The following is an 18,272-nucleotide window of genomic DNA, read 5'->3' on the forward strand; positions in this document are numbered from 1 at the left end:
GTCGATACCGGGCTTTTTACATGATTGAATATTGTCTTCCCTGCAGCCGAAGGCATGTCAGCCGGCCACTATAATAGGCTCCCGTATCAATCCCTATGCGGTTTGGCCGAAATTCAGGTTCATCCGTGATCGTATGACCATGCACGATAACCTTTTCGAAACCGCCGGTATGCGTCAGGAACGGCTCCCGTATCCATCGCAGGTCTTCGGGTATCTGTTTCTCCAAAGAACGATCCGGATTTATGCCCGCATGAACAAAGCAATAATCACCAATTGTCACGGCATCCTCAAGCTGCTGCAAAAATACCAGATGCCCGCTCTCTTCCATCCGGGATCGAAGATCCTCGGCGACTTTTGCAAGCTTCCCGGCTGAAAGCACGCCCGCAGGCATACCAACCCCATAACTCAGCAGCGTCTCTGCCCCCCCATAGGAAAGCCAGGACGTACCTTCTTCCGGATTATCAAGAAAACGCAGCAGAAACTCTTCGTGATTGCCGATGATTTTTGTCTGTCTGACACCGGCATTGTCCATCTCCCGAATCATATCAATCACTTTGCGGCTTTCGGGACCACGGTCAATATAATCGCCCAGATAAACAATTCTTTTCGCAATACCGCTATCGACCGGGTCGCGCTGAATTGCAACAAGATAATTCTCGAGAAGATCCGCCCGTCCATGAATATCGCCGATCGCGTACACGACAATATCATCCGGTATCGATGTTTCTCCCAGAAAGACCGATTGCGACCTTTCGTCGCCCTTTTTCTTTCTGGCAAACCAGGAAAGCACTATTTCCTCCCAAAGATTTTGATATCGCCCGACCGGATAAATCAGGCGTCCATATCATGCCACGAACGCCTGAAAATAAAGCCTATCTGCTTTCAACAAGGGTCATGGCGATCCAGACACTGTAAATCTTACCATTCGGCCCTGTGTAAGAAAACTGTCCCCACCCGTCCTGCTCCTCAAGAAGCTTCAACGGCGTTGCGGACGGCATCTGAAACGCAATCTTGTAATCTGTACCCGGCCCGATACGGGCGTTAACAGTATCAGAAGTACTGTGCCAGATTTTCACCTCGTCATCGGGAAGGGGAACCGTATTTTCGCCTGCCACGCTTGCGACTTCTGTCACGACGTCTGTATCATTTACATTCTCGGACACCGTTTCAGATTCTTGCGGGTCAGTGGATATTTCGGATGCACCGACCTGATCATCGGCAGAAAATCCGGCGGCAACCTGTTCAACGGTTTCAACAGCCTCTCCCTCTGCCGTTTCGCGTTCGTTCAGGCCTTGCGCATCCCCCGAAATTCGCTCGATCATACGCCCGTTAATGAGCAACTCATCAAGTCGCCAGCAATAACTCTGCGGATTATCTTCACAAACATAGGTAACCCGCCCGTAAAATGGTGGCGATACATTTTCCTTGCCCAGCGTACCGCGAAAATCCCACTCGAATTCGCCAAGCCGGTTGCCGGGTACCAGCATCGTCAAACCATATCCATGCATATCGAGGGTCGGCTTCACGGCTTCGATAATACCGGCATAAATATCAGCAGGACTTGGAGAAAACCGGCCTTCCTGCTGTTTTTCCAATTCCAGTCGATGCTGATAATAGCCCCATCCCCCTGCCCCCGCGATGGCCAGAAGGATTAAAATGAATATCAGTTTTTTCATAAACTTGAACTCAACCCGCGTGCGCAATTAGAACGTCAGTAACATCAAAAGCTTCGTCGAAGCATGCGATGCTACTTCGAAAGCTCCTGCTTGTGCGTTTCATATTTCGGGTGATCCGGGTTCAAAAACGCGACATCATTTTTGATGTCATCAACACTGATGTTTCTGTCCTCGGCAATACGCAAAACCCAGTGAATTACCCTCCCGCGGCCTGTCCAGGTTTCTTCCGCGTTCTCGGGGTTACGATATTTCGGTACAACCTGCTGCTTTTCTGCAACTTGACGTTCCCCTTCTTTGGCAACGCGGCTTTTCGATAATTCGGGATAAAGGTCATAAATAGAAAGGCCTGCATCAAAAAGCTTCTGATCAATCTCTCCGCGCAGATCGGAAATAAACTGGGATTTACGATTTTCTACTTCTCGTTCCGCGTCTTCCATCAAACGCTTTAATTCGGCATATCCAAGCTTGGAAATATCAATCCCGCTGATCATAAAATTTCTCACCCGTCAGGTTTTATTGGTCAAAGCAAAATACTCCGACCGTTCAATTTACAATTTATATCGAAATTCAGATAAAACTACAAACAGCTGACTTATGAAATCCGCGCTAAATCAAAAATATTTCGGGAATCGAACTCTGGGCCGATTATTCATTCCAAACCGAATTGAATAATCCGGCAGCAGCCTGTTAAAGCCACCACCGGATCATTTTAATCATCAGTCAATTCTGAAAGAAATCACTTCATCGTCGGCATGACGAATTCGGCGCCCTTGCGAATACCCGTCGGCCAGCGCGAGGTGATGGTTTTAAGGCGGGTATAGAACCGCACCCCTTCCATCCCATGCATGTGATGATCGCCAAACAAGGATGCCTTCCAGCCGCCAAATGAATGGAACGCCATCGGAACCGGGATCGGCACATTGATGCCGACCATGCCGGTCTGGGTGCGGTTGGCAAATTCACGCGCCGTATCGCCATCACGGGTAAAGATCGCGGTACCATTGCCATATTCGTGGCTATCAACAAGATCGGCTGCGGCTTCAAAATCATCGGTCCGCACGATTGACAGGACCGGGCCGAAAATCTCTTCCTTATAGATCGTCATGTCGGGTGTGACATTGTCAAACAGGGTCCCGCCAACGAAATAGCCGTCTTCATAGCCCTGCAAACGAATGTCGCGGCCATCAACAACCAGCTTCGCCCCTTCTTCAACGCCCTTGTTGATATAACCGACAACCTTGTCGCGGTGCTGTGCCGTCACAAGCGGCCCCATTTCGGCGGCCGGATCGGTCCCCGGTGCAACGCGAAGTTCGTTAATGCGCGGGACAAGCTTTTCGACCAGCGCATCCGCCGTTGCCTTGCCCACCGGTACTGCAACCGAAATCGCCATGCAGCGTTCGCCAGCCGATCCATATGCCGCCCCCATCAGGGCATCGACCGCCTGATCCATATCGGCATCGGGCATCACGATCATGTGGTTTTTCGCGCCCCCCAACGCCTGGCAACGTTTGCCCTGCGCAGTCGCGGTTTCATAGATGTATTTTGCAATCGGGGTCGACCCGACAAAGCTGATTGCGCTGACATCCGGATCAAACAGAAGCGCATCAACCGCTTCCTTGTCGCCCTGCACAACGTTGAAAACGCCGTCCGGCAAACCGGCTTCGCTCAGCCATTCCGCCAGCAGAAGCGACGCAGACGGATCACGTTCGGATGGTTTCAGGATGAAACAGTTGCCGCAGGCAAGCGCAACCGGGAACATCCACATCGGCACCATGGCCGGGAAGTTGAACGGCGTAATACCGGCGACAATACCAAGCGGCTGACGCACCGAATGGCTATCAACCTTGGTACCGACATTCTCGGTGAATTCGCCCTTCAAAAGCTGCGGCGCGCCGGTGGCAAATTCAACAACCTCGATCCCGCGGGTGACTTCACCCAGTGCATCCGAAAGCACCTTGCCATGCTCGGCGGTAATGGCCGCCGCCAGTTCTTCCGAACGGCTTTCAAGGATGCCCAGGAATTTATTGAGGATACGGGCACGACGCAGCGGCGTGGTATTGGCCCATTCCGCGGCCACCGACCGTGCACTTTCGACAGCATTTCGAACCTCGGCCTTCGATGCAAGATCAACGGTCGCACTCTGCTGACCGGTGGCCGGGTTGAACACGGCCGCTGTCCGGCCGGAAGTCCCGGCGACACGTTTGCCGTTGATGTAATGGGTGATCTGGCTGGACATTCGGCTTCTCCCGATAATCGTGGTGATCTTTTGTCGCGGATCATAAAAACCGTCCGCAAAGCAGGTCGATTATGGATATGCATATGGATGCACATCAATTACCATTATTGAAAATTCGATGTGCAATTTTTAAAGTCGATAGATCATGGATTGGGACCGCATTCGCATCTTTCTGGCCGTCGCACGACAGGGCCAAATCCTTTCGGCCGCCCGTCAGCTTGGCCTGAACCACGCCACGGTCGGTCGGCAACTGACCGCGCTTGAACAGGAACTCGGCACCAAACTTGTCGAACGACGCACCACCGGATCGGAACTGACCGAGGCCGGCAAAGCCCTGATGGGTGCTGCCGAGGCCGCTGAATCAGCCTTCCTTAAAGTCGGCACCGCCTTCCCCAGCCGGGCAGAAGGCATCGCCGGAACCGTGCGTGTTGGCGTGCCCGATGGACTTGGCAATTACTTCCTTGCACGTGAACTCGCGGGCTTTGCCGCCGGGCATCCCGATCTGGTGATCCAGTTGGTGCCGCTGCCGCGGACCTTTTCCCTGTCCCAACGCGAAGCCGACATCGCCATCACCCTTGATCGCCCCAAACAGGGGCGGCTGGTGATCAAAAAACTGACCGACTACACGCTGAGCGTCTATGCATCCCAAAGCTACATCAAAAACTATGGCGCGATCCGGTCCGAACGCGATCTGACCGACCGGCTGTTTGTCACCCATATCGAAGACCTGATTTACAGCCGCGCCCTTGATTACGCGGCACGTCTGGGCAAACTGATGAAACGGCGTTTCGAATGCGGCAGTGTCGTGGCCCAGATGGAAGCGGTGCGCAACGGGCATGGCATTGGCATCCTGCATGATTACGCCACCCATGATGTCCCCGACCTGATCCGCCTGCTGCCCGATATCCGCTTTACCCGAAATTACTGGATGCTGCTGCATCCCGATACCAAGGACACCCGCGGGGTCGCCGCGGTCGCCGATCATATCAGCCGGGTGGTACGTACTGCACGCGACCTGTTCATTGCGAACTAGAATCTGCTTCTTGGCGGCTCAAACCCGCGCCAGCGCGCCAGAAAACCCATCCATGGTTTCAATCGCGATCAATGTGGCGCGTGCCTGTGCCAACGGGTCGGTTTCGCCCGTCGCCTTGAAGGCCGCCTCGTAATCGCACCAGCCCTGATAAAAATCCCGGCCATTCGCATCCCCGTCAAACAGCCAGCGTGACAGGGCGTCGATATCACGGCTCGGGTCGCGATATTCGATATCGATGCCGATCATGGCATCCGGGTCTTTGGCAATCGCCACCGCCACCAGGTCGCGGCTGTGGCTGATGCTCGCACAATGGATCACACCATCGATGATCAGGCCGGGCTGGCCGGAACTTTGCCGCACGGTTTCAAATGCCGCATCCCCCGCAATATCGGGCCACATATACCGACCAAGATCGCCCAGCATCTGCCACCCGCACATCGAACTTTGGCGGCGCTTTTCCGCGCGATCCCCCTTCAGATCATCGATCCGCTGCCAGCACCATAAAACGCTGCCCTCAAACGCGGTATTGACATCGATGATTGCGTTTTTTTTCATATATCTGGCAAGTTTTGGTTGTGTTGTTGGCGACGGGTTCTTTAAATCAGGGGCGTCTGCCCGGCTCGGGCAATAAAAAACGCGATAATTGATCCAATGCACCGGATCAATCGGATAATATCAACAAAAGGCAGGTTGGATATGCGCAGTTTGAAATTTGCAGTCGTCGGTTTGCTGGCACTTGTTGTTGCCGCATGCCGCACCGCCCCGGTCCAGAATGTCAGCAGTCAGCCCTTCCCGGCTGATGCGGCAAAACTCAGCATGGCACAGATCGAAGAATGCATCATCAAGGCCGCAGGCGACCGTGAATGGATCGTTCAGCGCAAGGCCGAAGGTGAACTGATCGCGACCTATTCCCCGCGCGACCATCTTGCCAAGGTCGAAATCGACTTTGATCAGTCCGAATTTTCGATTTCCTACGTCGACAGCACCAATCTGAATTATGATGGCACTTCGATCCATTATAATTACAATCGCTGGGTCAATAATCTGAGACAGGATATCCTGCGTGAGGTATCGGCAAAGGCTGCCCTTGCCCAATAAGGTTTGATATGACGCTGCTGCAGGCCAGAATTTCGCACTGGGCGTTCTGGGAAGACCGCGATGATCATGCGGTCCTGAAATCCGGAACGTCCGGGCACATCGCAGTCCCGATTGACGACATGAATAATGCCAATCTGGCGCGCAGCCTCAAACCTGCCTGGCGGCGGCGGCTGGATCTGTATGGCCGCGCCGCCGCCGAGGTGCTCGGCCATACCATCGGCGATGGTGACAACCCGCATATCGTTTTTGCATCACGCCACGGCAATATTGATCGCACGCTAAAACTCCTCCATCAGGTCGCGACAAACGAAACCCTCTCCCCCGCCGATTTCAGCATGTCGGTGCATAATGCGCTGGTCGGGGTTGCCTCGATCAACTGGTCGATCACCCAAAGCCACACCGCAATTTCGGCCGGGAATGACAGCCTGATCGCAGCACTTACCGAAACATTATGCCAGCTCACCAGCGAGGATGGCCCTGTCATCCTGTGCTATGTCGATCTGCCGCTGCCCGACATCTATCAGGATCAGGACCCGGACGATATTTCCGGCACTGCCCTTGCCATCCGCTTTGATCAGCCAACGGCGACAGATGGCAAAATGTTCTGGTTCGATCCAATCCCCGACCATGATCCCGCCCCGATGCCCCACCGGCAGGCACGTGCGATTGCCGCCTGTCTGGGTGCATCATCCAAAACCGGGTTACACCTGCCAGGAAAGACCGGCGGCTGGATAATGCAATCGAATGGCTGAAAGACAAGGCACGCCGACACGGCCGACAAAAGGCTTTAACTGGTACTGGCGGTTGCTGGCGACCGGCTTTGCCTTTTCGGCCTTTGGTCTGGGCGGGCTTTTGATGGCCATCACCATCTTTCCCGCCATGATGATCATCCTGCAGGACCGCGCCAAACGCCGCCGCTATGCGCAGTTTGTCATCTGCCGCGGTTTTCGCCTTTTCACATGGATGCTTGATGTCACCGGTGTGGCGGTTGCCGAAACCGAAAATATCGAACGCCTGCGATCCGCACGTGGGGCGCTGATCATCGCCAATCACCCGACATTGCTTGATGTCGTGATGATCCTGGCCCAGATGGATCGCTGCCAGTGTGTCGTCAAACACGAACTGTTTCGCAATCCGTTCATGGCCGGTGTGGTACGTGCGGCTGGTTTCATTCGCAATAATGATGACCCGGAAAACCTGATATCGCAGGCGCGCGATCATCTGGCAAACGGTGCCTGCATCCTGATTTTCCCCGAAGGAACCCGTACACCCAGCCGCCGCAAACTGGGTCAATTGCAACGCGGGGTAGCGAATATCGCGATAGAAACACAAGTCGACTTGATTCCTGTGGTTGTGCACTGTAATCACGATACCCTGAAAAAGGGGGTACCGTGGTATCGCATTCCGCCGTCGAAAATCCGTTTTCGGCTGGTGGTCGATGCACCGCTATCATTTGGGGACATTGCTGATCCGACATTAAGCCGCGCCAGACAGGCCCGTTTGCTGACCCGGATCATCAAGGATTATTATCTGGACAGACTGACGCATGACTTCGCTGGAAACAGAACTTAAAGCCTTCATTATCGAGACGCTTAATCTCGAAGACATAAGTGTCGAGGATATCGACAGCGAAGAAGCCCTGTTTGTCGATGGTCTGGGACTTGATTCCATCGATGCCCTTGAACTTGGCGTTGCGATCCAGAAAAAATACGATGTCCGGATTGATGCGAAAAACGAAGATGTCAAAACCCATTTTGCCTCCGTGCGCAATCTGGCGAAATTCATTCAGGCATCGGGCAAGGAGGGGTGATCATGCAAAGTCGCCAGGACGTTTATCAGCAGCTTCACGATTACCTTGTCGAACTTTTCGAAGTCCCGTCCGAGGATATCACCCCGGACGCCCGCCTGTTCGAAGACCTTGACCTCGACAGCATCGATGCCGTCGACCTGATCGTCAAATTCCAGGAAATCACCGGCAAGAAAATCCCGGCCATGGAATTCCGGTCTGTCCGCACCGTCGATGACGTCGTCGAGAAGATCCATGACCTGGTCTGTTCCTAAACGGATCGCGACCATCCTGCTTGCCATACTGGGTATCATCTATCCGGTTCTGGTCTATTTCGGACTGACGGTCTTTTCCCCGCAGATCATCCTGATCGGGCTTCTGATCCTCGTTCTGTTGCGTGCCGCTTCATTTGCGCTGCAAAAACGTTATGGGCCTGCCGGTCTTGCGGTTCTGGTCGCCGTCATTGTCGCCGCAGGCGGCATCGCAAGCGAACTGGTCGCCATCCGCTTTTATCCGGTGATTGTCAGCCTGACCATGGGCATGGTTTTTACCGTCACGCTGTTTACCGAACGCCCGATGGTCGAACGCCTGGCACGGCTTAAAATGCCTGATCTTGATGCCTATTCGGTTGCCTACACGCGCAAACTGACCAAGGTCTGGATCGGATTTTTCGCGCTCAACGCGATGATTGCCACATGGACGGCACTTTATGCGAGCATGGAAATCTGGACGCTTTATAATGGGCTTCTGTCCTATGGCCTGATCGGCATCCTGTTCATTGGCGAATGGCCGGTCCGCCGTTTCTTGCGTGCCCGCCATGATCGCAAAACCGGAAACAATATCGAAACCCCATGACCGGCTTTATCGCAAACCTGCATGATCCGAAAAACGCCGCCACCGCCCTTTGCGTCGAAGGCGGCCGGGTCTTCTGTGCGGGTGATATCCTGGCCGATATCGACCGGCTTTGCCCGATCTTGCGCCAATCTTCGCGCATCGCCATCCATTGCCAGTCGGCCCGTCTGTTCCTGATCGCGATCACCGCCGCATGGCGGGCGGGGGCCACCGTGATTTTCCCGGCAACCGACCGCCCCGCCTATCTTGATGGCATCAGCAGCCAGTTCGATCTGTATCTGGATGACGCCGCCATCCGCGAAAGACTTGCCTCGGCCACTGCGACCAATATCGACAGCCACATGACATTGCCCGCCGCAACCGATTGCCGCGCGGTATTCTTTACATCTGGCTCGACTGGGGATGCCAAACCCATCCCTAAAACACTGGCCCTGATCGAAGCCGAAATCACCATACAGGAACCGCTTTGGCAGCCGCACATCCCCAAAGGCGCACGCATTGTCGGGCTGGTATCGCATCAGCATATCTATGGCCTGATTTTCCGCATCGTCTGGCCGGTGATGACCAAGCGCGTTTTCACCGCCGATCCCGCCCCCTATTGGGAAATGATGCAGGGCGATATCAATAATGGCGATGTCCTGATCACAAGCCCCGCACATCTTAAAAACCTGCATCCCGATCTGGCAGATGTGCCGCGCCCGTCCCTGATCTTTTCATCGGGGGGGCCGCTCGATCTTGCCGCCGCACGTGAAACCACCGCCATGCTCGGCACCTGCCCGACCGAAATTTACGGCAGCACCGAAACCGGTGGCATCGCCCACCGTCAGCAGACCGGCGACAACTGCCCATGGCATCCTCTGCCGGGGGTCGAGGTCGCCCTAAATGACGCCGGGTGCCTGCGCGTGCGTGCCGCCCATATCGCGGGCGATGACTGGTATCAAACCGAAGACATCGCAAAGATCAATGACGCAACCGGCACCTTCACCCTGCATGGCCGGGCCGACCGGGTGGTCAAGGTCGAAGGCAAACGCATTTCGCTGGGTGCGGTTGAACGCCATCTGCGCCAAAGCCATCTGGTCGAAGACGCCATTGCGCTTATCCCCGATGATGATGACCGCCGCCTTGGCGTAGTGGCCGTACTGTCGCCTGCGGGCCGCGATATGCTGGCCGAAATCGGGCGATTTCGCATGGGCCGGCAATTGCGGCGTGAAATCGCCAAATTCGAAGATGATGCTGCCCTGCCGCAACGCTGGCGCTTTGTCGATCAGCTGCCATCCGACAGTCAGGGCAAACGCCCGCTTCATTTGCTGCGCGCTCTTTTTGCCGAAATGGAACCTTTAACGCCTGAAATCGTTATACAAAATCGCGATGATGACCGCGTCAACCTGTCGCTGCACCTGCCAACGGATCTGCTTTATTTCCGTGGCCATTTTCCCGGCATGCCGATCCTGCCGGGGGTGGTGCAACTGCACTGGGCCGTGGATCAGGCCGCAGCGCTTTTTGACGTACCGGTCACCATCGGCGAAGTGACACAACTTAAATACCGAAAGCCGATCACACCCGGATCGACCGTGATGCTGGAACTTGATTGCGACCGCGACAAAGCAAAAATCAAATTCCGTTATCATTCCGACGCCGAAGGCGATCACAGCTCCGGTATTCTGAAATGGCGCGAGGCTGCCTCATGAAAATCTGTGCCGTCATCCCCACCCATAACCATCATGATGTCCTGGCTGATGTCGTGGCGCGCATCCGCGAATATGATCTGCCGGTGATCATCATTGATGACGGCTCGAACGTGCAAACGCATGATGTTGTGGCAGCCCTGCACGATCCCGAAAACGGGGTTACCTGTCAGCATCTCGATGAAAATGGCGGCAAGGGTGTGGCGGTGATGGCGGGCCTTGCCATGGCTGAACGCGCCGGTTTCACCCACGCCATTCAGGTCGATGCCGACGGGCAGCACAATCTTGACCGGATCGAAGAAATGATCCGCATCGCCCGCGAAGACCCGGCTGCCCTCATCACCGGCCTTCCGGTCTATGACGACAGCATCCCGGAAAAACGCCGCATCGGGCGCTGGATTTCCCATGTCTGGGTCTGGATCGAAACATTATCGACCCATATCCGCGACAGCATGTGCGGCTTTCGCGTGTATCCGGTATCCGAAAGCCTCGCGGTCTGGCGCGAAGAAGGCTGCGGCCATAAAATGGATTTCGACACCGAACTGATGGTGCGCCTTTACTGGCGCGGTGTCCCGATCCATCACGTTCCGACCGAAGTCACATATCCCAAAAACAACACATCGAACTTCCGCATGTGGAAGGACAATGTCCTGATCAGTTGGATGCACACCCGGCTGTTCTTTGGCATGCTGATCCGCCTGCCGGGCTTTATCGCGCGTGGCGGTCACTTCGGGCAGAAACACCGCACCGGTATTGATCCCGAAAAACATCCTGAAACCGGGGGAAAATCCGCCCGGCACTGGTCGGAAATTGATGAACGCGGCATGTATTGGGGCATCCGGTTCCTTGGCATGGTTTACCGTTATGGCGGGCGGCGACTTTGCATGGTGGTGATGTTTCCGATCATTGCCTATTTCTTTGCCACCGGGCGGATTGCAAGGCGGGCTTCGCAGGATTTCCTGACCCGGATTGCCGCCATCACCGGCCACCCCAAACCGGGCCTGCGTGACAGTTTCCGCCATTTCATGAATTTCGGCGAAAGCGCGCTGGATAAGATCGCCGCATGGTCAGGCGAAATGAAGATCGATGATCTTGACCTGCCCGATCACGCCGAAAGCCTGTTTGACTATATACCGCGTGATCAGGCCGTCATCCTGTTCGTATCCCATTTCGGCAATATCGAACTGGTCAGGGCGATTGCCAGCCGCGACCGCGATTTTCGTGTCAATGTGCTATTGCATCAAAAAAACGCTGCCCGCTTTGGCCGTGTCCTGCAAAAATTCGCCCCCGAAAGCCAGGTTGATCTGATCGAGGTCACCGAAATCGGCCCCGATACCGCGATGCTGCTGCGTGAAAAGGTCGAACGCGGCGAATGGATCGTGATTGCGGCTGACCGCGTTGCCATTGGTGCGCGTGATAAATCGGTAAGTGTCCCGTTTCTGGGCGATCCGGCTCCGTTCCCGCAGGGGCCGTTTGTTCTGGCCCATCTGCTGCAATGCCCGGTTTACATGGCCGCCGCATGGCGCAACGGAAACCGGTTTGAAATCGCGTGGGAAAAACTGGCCGATAAAATAACCCTGCCGCGTGCCAACCGGGTCGGTAAAATCACCGAATATGCCGAACAATATGCAGGCTGGCTTGAAAAGCTTGTTGTGACGCGGCCGCTGCAATGGTTCAATTTCTATGACTTCTGGGCGAATAAAAAGGACAACAATGAATAACAGCCGCACCACTGTCCTGTTTGGCGAGGAAAACCTGCGCATCGAAGATATCGTTGCCCTTGCCGAACAACGCGCCCTGCCCGTCCTCTCATCCGACCCGGAGTTCACCAGCCGCATTCAGGCCGGGGCCGATTTCCTTGATCGGGAATTGCGCGATCACGGCCATATCTATGGTGTGACCACCGGCTATGGTGATTCCGTTTCGCGCCGTGTGCCACCCGAACTGGTCGCCGAACTGCCGCTGCATCTCAGCCGGTTTCACGGCTGCGGCCTTGGCGATATCCTCACGCCCGATCAGGCGCGCGCCGTCCTTGCCGTCCGGCTTGCATCACTTTGCACCGGCTATTCCGGTGTCAGCCTTGATCTTCTGCGCCAGCTTGCCGGTCTTCTGGAACATGACATCACGCCCCTGATCCCCGAAGAAGGATCGGTCGGCGCCAGCGGCGATCTGACCCCGCTTTCCTATGTGGCTGCCGCCCTGATCGGTGAACGCGATGTGCTTTATCGCGGCCAGAAAATGACCGCCCTTGATGCGCTTGCTACGTCCGGGTTAACGCCGTTAACGCTGCGCCCCAAGGAAGCCCTCGCCATCATGAACGGCACATCGGTCATGACCGCCATGATGTGTCAGGCTTTCGTGCGTGCCGATTACCTGTGCCGCCTGACCGCACGCATTACAGCACTTGCCTCTATCGGGTTGCTCGGCAATCCGGCCCATTTTGACAAACGCCTGTTTGCTGCAAAACCCCATCCGGGGCAGGCCCGCATTGCGTCCTTTATCGAAACCGACCTTGCCGATCTGGGCGCGGATTATGCCCCCGCCCGGTTGCAGGATCGTTATTCGCTGCGCTGTGCGCCGCATGTCATCGGCGTTCTGGCCGACATGATGCCGACCTTCCGCGCAACCCTTGAAACCGAACTGAACAGTGCCAATGACAACCCGCTGATCGATGTCGAAGGCGAAACCATCCTGCATGGCGGTCATTTCTATGGCGGGCATGTTGCCTTCGTCGCCGATGGCATGAAAACCCTGATCGCCAATCTGGCTGATCTGATGGACCGGCAGATGGCGCTTCTGGTCGATACCAAATTCAATCATGGCCTGCCATCGAACCTGTCGGGATCGGATGCGGATCGCGCTTCGATCAATCATGGGCTCAAGGCCGTGCAGATCGGCGTTTCCGCCTGGACGGCAGAGGCATTGAAAAACACCATGCCCGCCAGCGTCTTTTCCCGTTCGACCGAATGCCATAACCAGGACAAGGTCAGCATGGGAACGATTGCCGCCCGTGATTGCCTGCGCATCCTGCAACTGACCGAACAGGTCGCGGCTGCCAACCTGATTGCCGTCAAACAGGCGATCACGCTGCGCCTCAAAAACGGGGACATCAAACCCGAACAACTTGGCAGTGATATCACCGCCTTCCTGGATGCGCTTGGCACCGACATCCCATTCATCGCCGAAGACCAGCCGCTCGAAGCAACCCTCCGCCTTCTGATCGACCGCATTCAATCGCGCCACTGGGCGCTTTATGGCGGGGATCTGGCATCATGATCAGTGCGTCGGTCACCGAAACGGTGCAGTTCTATCACCTTGATCCGATGAATGTCGTTTGGCACGGAAATTACGTGCAATTCTTTGAAAATGCCCGCTGCGCGCTGCTGGATCAGATCGACTACAACTATCCGCAAATGGATGCGTCGGGCTATGTCTGGCCGGTGGTGGATATGCGGGTCAAATATGTCCGCCCCTGCACCTTCGGGCAGAATATCACGATCACCGCGACGCTCCGCGAATATGAAAACCGGCTTAAAATCGACTATCTGGTCAGCGACAGCAAAACCGGTGAAAAACTGACCAAGGGCTTCACCATTCAGGTCGCGGTCGAAAAATCCAGCGGCGAAATGCTCTATCGCAGCCCCAATTTCTTCATCGAAAAGATGGAGGCCCTTGTTTGACCCCGATCCGCCGCCTGATCGCATCCGTCGCAACCGCCGCCCTGCTGGCTGCAGGCATGGCCGGCACCGCACGGGCGGATGATATCCCATCCCCGGCGACAATCGGCACAGAACAATACCTCGGCGGCAGTTTCACCATGGACCGCCACCTTGACGGCTTTGACAAACCGCTCACCTCGAACGGCGATTTCGTCCTGTCCCCGGCACGCGGGCTGGTCTGGCGCACCCTTGCCCCGTTTCCCGGCACCACGATCCTTGATGATCACGGCATCACCCGCATCGATGATCAGGGCAACCGCGACGAGTTGGCGCGTGGCGATCAGTTCCGCCAGTTTGTCGAACTGATTTCTGCCGTCCTTGCCGGAAACTGGCAACCGCTGGAGCAGCGCTTTGACATCGCCAAGGACACAACCGAACAAGGCGCGTGGCAGGTCATCCTGACGCCAAAGGATGGCAGCACCATCCAAAACCAGATCAGCAAAATCACCGCCACGGGTACTGATTTTGTTGAAAATGTCCGCCTCGAAAAACCGACCGGCGATCATGATGCCATCACCCTTTCCGATCAGTCATTGCAAAGCCTGCCGCTGCCGCCCGAATTTGCCGCCCTTCTGACCGGCACAGGTCAGTAATGGCATTGCGCGCAACCCTCTGGGCCCTGTGCCTGATCGCGATGGCGGTTTTTACCGCGTGGCAATTACGCGGCGGTCATACCGGGATCGATGCCGATATCCTGTCCCTGATCGGGCAGGAAAATGCCGCCCCAAACGCCCAGCAAAGCGACATCGCCACCGTCCGCCATCTGCTGGCAAATGATGGTCAGCAGGCGATCTTCATGCTCTCGCATTCAGACCGCGACGCACTTGAAACCGCCGCCACTGATTTCACGGGCCGGATCGCGGCCCTTGATGGCACGCAGGGCATCACCCTTCCCGGTCACAACAATGATCGCTTTGCCGATCTGATGGCGCTGTATGGCCCGCACGCCAACAGCCTGCTGTCTCCGGCTGATCGCGAAAAACTGGCAAATGGCAAAGCCGAAACCCTTTATCGCCGTGCACTTCAGAACCTCTATTCCCCGGCCACAACGCTCAGCAGCCAGTCGCTAAAACAGGACCCGTTCGCGCTTCTGCCCGCCTTCCTGTCCGACCTTGGCACCAAGCTCGGCACCGGTAACGATATCATCACCCACGGCGGGCAATTTTACCTGCCGGTGATGGCAAGCCTGTCACCTGATCTGCGCAGCTCCGGCAACGATCAACGGTGGGTCTCTGCGGCCAATGCCGCCCTGCAATCCATCACCGATGCCACCCCCGGTCTGAGTACCGCCAAAACCGGCCAGATTTTCTTTGCCGTGGCAGAAGCCACCCGCGCGCAATCCGATGTGCAACGCATCGCGATCATCGCAACCATCGGCATCCTTGTGATGATTGGGCTGGTATTCTACTCCGCCCTCCCGCTTCTGGGGGCGCTTCTGGTCGTCGGCAGCGGCCTTTTGGCAGGGCTCGCCGCCGTGGTCGCGATCTTCCCGGCGATCCATGCGATTGCGCTGGTGTTTGGCGCGACCATGATCGGCATTTCAGTCGATTATGCCCTGCATTATCTTGTGCTACCCTCCAACGCCGGGTCGCCTGTTGATCGGCTGCGTAAAATCAGACCGGGGCTAAGCCTTGGCCTTCTGACATCCGTGATCGGCTTTGGCGCGCTGTCACTCAGCCCCACCCAATTGCTATCCCAGATCGCGGTTTATTCCGTCGCCGGTCTGGTGGCGGCCTATTGTTCGGTGCTGTTCCTGCTGCCCCTGATCCCGGCCCGCGATGTCCGGCCATCCTCGCCGATCCGCAAACTCCATGACGGATTGCAAGTCGCCCTTGGCAAAACATTTGCCCCGATCCGCGTTCGACTGATCGCAAGTGGCGCGATCATCATCACCCTTGCCCTTGCGGCCTTCCTGATCCCCGGCAATAACGATATCCGCCAGTTCGGCCACGGCAATGACTCCCTGATATCAGACGCCGGTAAAATCGCCGATATCCTTGGCCTTGGCGGCAGCCCCGTATTCATCCGCATTGACGGCACCGATCCCCAAACCCGCCTTGAAACCGGCGAAGCAATCCGCGATGCCCTGGCACCGCTGATCATGGATAACCGGCTTGGCGGCATGATCGGCCTGTCCGATCTGATCCCGTCCATCGCCCGGCAAACCGAAAACCGCGATCTGGTCACAAATGGCCTTTATGATCGCTTTGGCGCGGCCCTGTCCGATCAGTTGCCGGTCAGGATCACCGCGCCGGATAAGGATGCCGATTATCTTGTCCCCGATGACAACACGGCAAGGACATTACCCGAAATCACCCGCCTGCATTCCGGCGGTTCGGACATCATCCGCCTTCGCAACGCCACCGATATTGACGCCATTCGTAACGCCCTTACCGATATCCAAAACGTCACCCTGATCAATCCGTCCACCGCGATCAGCAACCAGTTTGCCGCCTACCGCCTGTGGGCATGGATTGCCCTGGGCGGTGCGCTTTGTGTTGCCGCGATCCTTGCCGTTTTGCGTTACGGGCTTCAAACCGGCATCTGCGTTTTTGCCGCTCCCGCCGGGGCCATCCTGTTTGCCGTGCTGGGCGGTTATGCCTTTGACATCGCCCAAAGCTTCTTTACCACCATGGCGCTGTTTCTGGTCTTTGCCATTGGCGCGGATTACGTGCTGTTTCTGGCCGAAAGCCGTAACGAAACCCATGATGACGACACCCGACTTGCGGTATTGCTGTCGCTGATCAGCAGCGTCTTGGCCTTTGGCCTGCTTGCCACATCATCCGTACCACTGGTGCGCGATATCGGATCGGTGATTGCCATCGGCCTGATCGGGGCATGGTTCCTGGCCTTCTGGATGACGGCACCGACAAAACACGAGCAAACCCAAAATCAGCGGGGACAGGAATAGTGAAACCCGATTGCGATATCGCCATCATCGGTGCCGGGCCGGCCGGATCGGTCATTGCCAAATTCCTGCATGATGCCGGCATGGCCGTCACCGTGCTCGAAGCCGAAACATTCCCGCGCTTCGTGATCGGCGAAAGTCTGCTGCCCAACTGCATGAATGTACTTGAACGTGCCGGGCTTCTGGGTGCCGTGACCGATGCCGGGTTCCAGTTTAAAAACGGTGCCGTCTTCGAATGCGGCCCCCAATATATGTCGATTGATTTCCGCCAGAATTTCGAACCATCCGCTTGCTGGGGCACCACGTTTCAGGTTAAGCGCGCCCGCTTTGATCAGATTCTGGCAGGTGAAACCGCGCGCGCCGGGGTCGATATCCGCTTTGGCCACCGCGTCACATCCGCACAACTTGCCGATGGCGATTGCCGTCTTGGCTTCACCGATGCCAATGGCAATCCGGGTGAACTCCGTGCCAGGTTCGTGGTCGATGCCAGTGGCTATGGCCGCGTCCTTCCCCGGATGCTCGGCCTTGCCCGCCCCGGCAAGTCGATTGAGCGCCGCGCGTTATTCACGCATATGCGCGATCACATCACCGATCCCGGTTATGACCGCGAAAAAATCCTGATCACGGTGCATCCGACCCGTCATGAAATCTGGTACTGGCTGATCCCGTTTTCCGATGGCACCGCGTCCATCGGCGCGATCTATCCCGATAATGATCCGGCCTTTGACGGCATGTCCGATCAGGACATTTTCAATCAGCTGATCAACGATACACGTCTCGGAAGCCTTCTGGCCAATGCCGAACCAATCCGCGATCTCAATTCCATCGCCGGATATAGCGCGCAATCGGAAAAACTTTTTGGCGATGGCTATGTGCTGCTTGGCAATTCGGCGGGCTTCCTTGATCCGGTCTTTTCATCGGGTGTGACCATCGCCATGCATTCCGCCGAACTGGCCGCCAAGGCCTTGATCGCGCGTCATAATGGCAATGCTGTCGACTGGAACATGGATTTTGCCGAACCACTGTCAAAGGGGGTCGATACGTTCCGGGCTTACGTCGATGCATGGTATGACGGACGGTTACAGACGATTATTTTCAATCAGCCCGATGACGATTCACAACTGAAACGTATGGTCGTTTCGATCCTTGCAGGTTATGCATGGAATATGGAAAACCCGCTGGTCGCCAAAACCGAACGCTATCTTGAGATGTTGCACGATCTATGCGCTCCGTCGTCGTAAAAACCCTTGTCGCTGGCATGCTTGCCACGGGCCTGAGC

General features: G+C 56.2%; 19 protein-coding genes. 14 read left to right on the forward strand and 5 right to left on the reverse strand.

Annotation, left to right across the window (positions count from 1 at the left end; translation table 11 throughout):
* Positions 1-16: 16 nt before the first annotated feature.
* From R1T41_RS01460 to R1T41_RS01475, 4 genes are all read right to left on the reverse strand, one after another.
* Entirely contained in the window at positions 17-790 is a 774-nt protein-coding gene (locus R1T41_RS01460) for a metallophosphoesterase family protein (protein WP_317339447.1), read from the reverse strand.
* Between the two features lie 82 nt (positions 791-872).
* On the reverse strand, positions 873-1,676 hold the full coding sequence (locus tag R1T41_RS01465; protein ID WP_317339449.1) for a hypothetical protein: 804 nt from the start codon (positions 1,674-1,676) through the stop codon (positions 873-875).
* A gap of 71 nt (positions 1,677-1,747) precedes the next feature.
* A complete protein-coding gene (locus R1T41_RS01470; RefSeq protein WP_317339451.1) occupies positions 1,748-2,167 on the reverse strand; it encodes an H-NS histone family protein in 420 nt (139 codons plus the stop codon).
* Between the two features lie 245 nt (positions 2,168-2,412).
* The gene (locus R1T41_RS01475) at positions 2,413-3,912 is read right to left on the reverse strand and encodes a CoA-acylating methylmalonate-semialdehyde dehydrogenase (protein WP_317339453.1); all 1,500 of its coding nucleotides are present in this window, start codon (positions 3,910-3,912) and stop codon (positions 2,413-2,415) included.
* Between the two features lie 145 nt (positions 3,913-4,057).
* On the opposite strand from R1T41_RS01475, the gene R1T41_RS01480 reads away from it, so the two are divergent.
* Positions 4,058-4,945 carry a LysR family transcriptional regulator gene (locus R1T41_RS01480; RefSeq protein WP_317339455.1) on the forward strand — a complete coding sequence of 296 codons (888 nt, stop codon included), beginning with the start codon at positions 4,058-4,060 and terminating at the stop codon, positions 4,943-4,945.
* Between the two features lie 18 nt (positions 4,946-4,963).
* Here R1T41_RS01480 and R1T41_RS01485 read toward each other — a convergent pair whose 3' ends face one another.
* Positions 4,964-5,500: a hypothetical protein gene (locus tag R1T41_RS01485; RefSeq protein WP_317339458.1), complete on the reverse strand. Its 537-nt coding sequence runs from the start codon at positions 5,498-5,500 to the stop codon at positions 4,964-4,966.
* Positions 5,501-5,641: 141 nt separating this feature from the next.
* On the opposite strand from R1T41_RS01485, the gene R1T41_RS01490 reads away from it, so the two are divergent.
* Genes R1T41_RS01490 through R1T41_RS01550 form a run of 13 tightly spaced genes read left to right on the forward strand, consistent with a single transcriptional unit; the run spans position 5,642 to position 18,234 of the window.
* Positions 5,642-6,043, forward strand: coding sequence for a hypothetical protein (locus R1T41_RS01490; protein ID WP_317339459.1), 402 nt, complete (start codon positions 5,642-5,644; stop codon positions 6,041-6,043).
* Positions 6,044-6,051: 8 nt separating this feature from the next.
* On the forward strand, positions 6,052-6,795 hold the full coding sequence (locus R1T41_RS01495) for a beta-ketoacyl synthase chain length factor (RefSeq protein WP_317339460.1): 744 nt from the start codon (positions 6,052-6,054) through the stop codon (positions 6,793-6,795).
* The gene (locus R1T41_RS01500) at positions 6,788-7,615 is read left to right on the forward strand and encodes a lysophospholipid acyltransferase family protein (RefSeq protein WP_317339461.1); all 828 of its coding nucleotides are present in this window, start codon (positions 6,788-6,790) and stop codon (positions 7,613-7,615) included. Before R1T41_RS01495 ends, R1T41_RS01500 begins: the two co-directional genes overlap by 8 nt.
* Positions 7,590-7,853 carry a phosphopantetheine-binding protein gene (locus tag R1T41_RS01505; protein ID WP_007090636.1) on the forward strand — a complete coding sequence of 88 codons (264 nt, stop codon included), beginning with the start codon at positions 7,590-7,592 and terminating at the stop codon, positions 7,851-7,853. The genes R1T41_RS01500 and R1T41_RS01505 overlap by 26 nt, the downstream gene beginning before the upstream one ends.
* Positions 7,854-7,855: 2 nt before the next feature.
* Complete coding sequence (locus R1T41_RS01510) at positions 7,856-8,104, forward strand: acyl carrier protein (protein WP_317339464.1); 249 nt, start codon at positions 7,856-7,858, stop codon at positions 8,102-8,104.
* Positions 8,085-8,684: a hypothetical protein gene (locus R1T41_RS01515; protein ID WP_317339465.1), complete on the forward strand. Its 600-nt coding sequence runs from the start codon at positions 8,085-8,087 to the stop codon at positions 8,682-8,684. Before R1T41_RS01510 ends, R1T41_RS01515 begins: the two co-directional genes overlap by 20 nt.
* On the forward strand, positions 8,681-10,369 hold the full coding sequence (locus tag R1T41_RS01520; RefSeq protein WP_317339466.1) for an AMP-binding protein: 1,689 nt from the start codon (positions 8,681-8,683) through the stop codon (positions 10,367-10,369). The genes R1T41_RS01515 and R1T41_RS01520 overlap by 4 nt, the downstream gene beginning before the upstream one ends.
* Positions 10,366-12,087, forward strand: coding sequence for a glycosyltransferase family 2 protein (locus R1T41_RS01525; RefSeq protein ID WP_317339468.1), 1,722 nt, complete (start codon positions 10,366-10,368; stop codon positions 12,085-12,087). Before R1T41_RS01520 ends, R1T41_RS01525 begins: the two co-directional genes overlap by 4 nt.
* Positions 12,080-13,642 (forward strand): aromatic amino acid ammonia-lyase, encoded by a 1,563-nt coding sequence (locus R1T41_RS01530; RefSeq protein ID WP_317339469.1) that lies wholly within the window; start codon positions 12,080-12,082, stop codon positions 13,640-13,642. Before R1T41_RS01525 ends, R1T41_RS01530 begins: the two co-directional genes overlap by 8 nt.
* The gene (locus R1T41_RS01535; protein ID WP_317339470.1) at positions 13,639-14,046 is read left to right on the forward strand and encodes a thioesterase family protein; all 408 of its coding nucleotides are present in this window, start codon (positions 13,639-13,641) and stop codon (positions 14,044-14,046) included. Before R1T41_RS01530 ends, R1T41_RS01535 begins: the two co-directional genes overlap by 4 nt.
* Positions 14,043-14,678, forward strand: a complete 636-nt coding sequence (locus R1T41_RS01540; protein WP_317339472.1) for an outer membrane lipoprotein carrier protein LolA — start codon at positions 14,043-14,045, stop codon at positions 14,676-14,678. The genes R1T41_RS01535 and R1T41_RS01540 overlap by 4 nt, the downstream gene beginning before the upstream one ends.
* Complete coding sequence (locus R1T41_RS01545) at positions 14,678-16,996, forward strand: hypothetical protein (protein WP_317339474.1); 2,319 nt, start codon at positions 14,678-14,680, stop codon at positions 16,994-16,996. Before R1T41_RS01540 ends, R1T41_RS01545 begins: the two co-directional genes overlap by 1 nt.
* A complete protein-coding gene (locus R1T41_RS01550) occupies positions 16,996-18,234 on the forward strand; it encodes an NAD(P)/FAD-dependent oxidoreductase (protein WP_317339476.1) in 1,239 nt (412 codons plus the stop codon). Before R1T41_RS01545 ends, R1T41_RS01550 begins: the two co-directional genes overlap by 1 nt.
* Positions 18,235-18,272: the final 38 nt, after the last annotated feature.

Source organism: Thalassospira lucentensis (genome assembly GCF_032921865.1).
Taxonomy (GTDB): domain Bacteria; phylum Pseudomonadota; class Alphaproteobacteria; order Rhodospirillales; family Thalassospiraceae; genus Thalassospira; species Thalassospira lucentensis_A.

Excerpts from the sequence above, each read along its gene's own strand:
- R1T41_RS01470 (WP_317339451.1), bottom strand. The coding sequence starts at position 2,167 with ATGATCAGCGGGATTGATATTTCCAAGCTTGGATATGCCGAATTAAAG.
- R1T41_RS01485 (WP_317339458.1), bottom strand. The coding sequence starts at position 5,500 with ATGAAAAAAAACGCAATCATCGATGTCAATACCGCGTTTGAGGGCAGC.
- R1T41_RS01490 (WP_317339459.1), top strand. The coding sequence starts at position 5,642 with ATGCGCAGTTTGAAATTTGCAGTCGTCGGTTTGCTGGCACTTGTTGTT.
- R1T41_RS01500 (WP_317339461.1), top strand. The coding sequence starts at position 6,788 with ATGGCTGAAAGACAAGGCACGCCGACACGGCCGACAAAAGGCTTTAAC.
- R1T41_RS01535 (WP_317339470.1), top strand. The coding sequence starts at position 13,639 with ATGATCAGTGCGTCGGTCACCGAAACGGTGCAGTTCTATCACCTTGAT.
- R1T41_RS01525 (WP_317339468.1), top strand. The coding sequence starts at position 10,366 with ATGAAAATCTGTGCCGTCATCCCCACCCATAACCATCATGATGTCCTG.
- R1T41_RS01545 (WP_317339474.1), top strand. The coding sequence starts at position 14,678 with ATGGCATTGCGCGCAACCCTCTGGGCCCTGTGCCTGATCGCGATGGCG.
- R1T41_RS01465 (WP_317339449.1), bottom strand. The coding sequence starts at position 1,676 with ATGAAAAAACTGATATTCATTTTAATCCTTCTGGCCATCGCGGGGGCA.
- R1T41_RS01475 (WP_317339453.1), bottom strand. The coding sequence starts at position 3,912 with ATGTCCAGCCAGATCACCCATTACATCAACGGCAAACGTGTCGCCGGG.
- R1T41_RS01480 (WP_317339455.1), top strand. The coding sequence starts at position 4,058 with ATGGATTGGGACCGCATTCGCATCTTTCTGGCCGTCGCACGACAGGGC.
- R1T41_RS01515 (WP_317339465.1), top strand. The coding sequence starts at position 8,085 with ATGACCTGGTCTGTTCCTAAACGGATCGCGACCATCCTGCTTGCCATA.
- R1T41_RS01505 (WP_007090636.1), top strand. The coding sequence starts at position 7,590 with ATGACTTCGCTGGAAACAGAACTTAAAGCCTTCATTATCGAGACGCTT.
- R1T41_RS01495 (WP_317339460.1), top strand. The coding sequence starts at position 6,052 with ATGACGCTGCTGCAGGCCAGAATTTCGCACTGGGCGTTCTGGGAAGAC.
- R1T41_RS01520 (WP_317339466.1), top strand. The coding sequence starts at position 8,681 with ATGACCGGCTTTATCGCAAACCTGCATGATCCGAAAAACGCCGCCACC.
- R1T41_RS01530 (WP_317339469.1), top strand. The coding sequence starts at position 12,080 with ATGAATAACAGCCGCACCACTGTCCTGTTTGGCGAGGAAAACCTGCGC.
- R1T41_RS01510 (WP_317339464.1), top strand. The coding sequence starts at position 7,856 with ATGCAAAGTCGCCAGGACGTTTATCAGCAGCTTCACGATTACCTTGTC.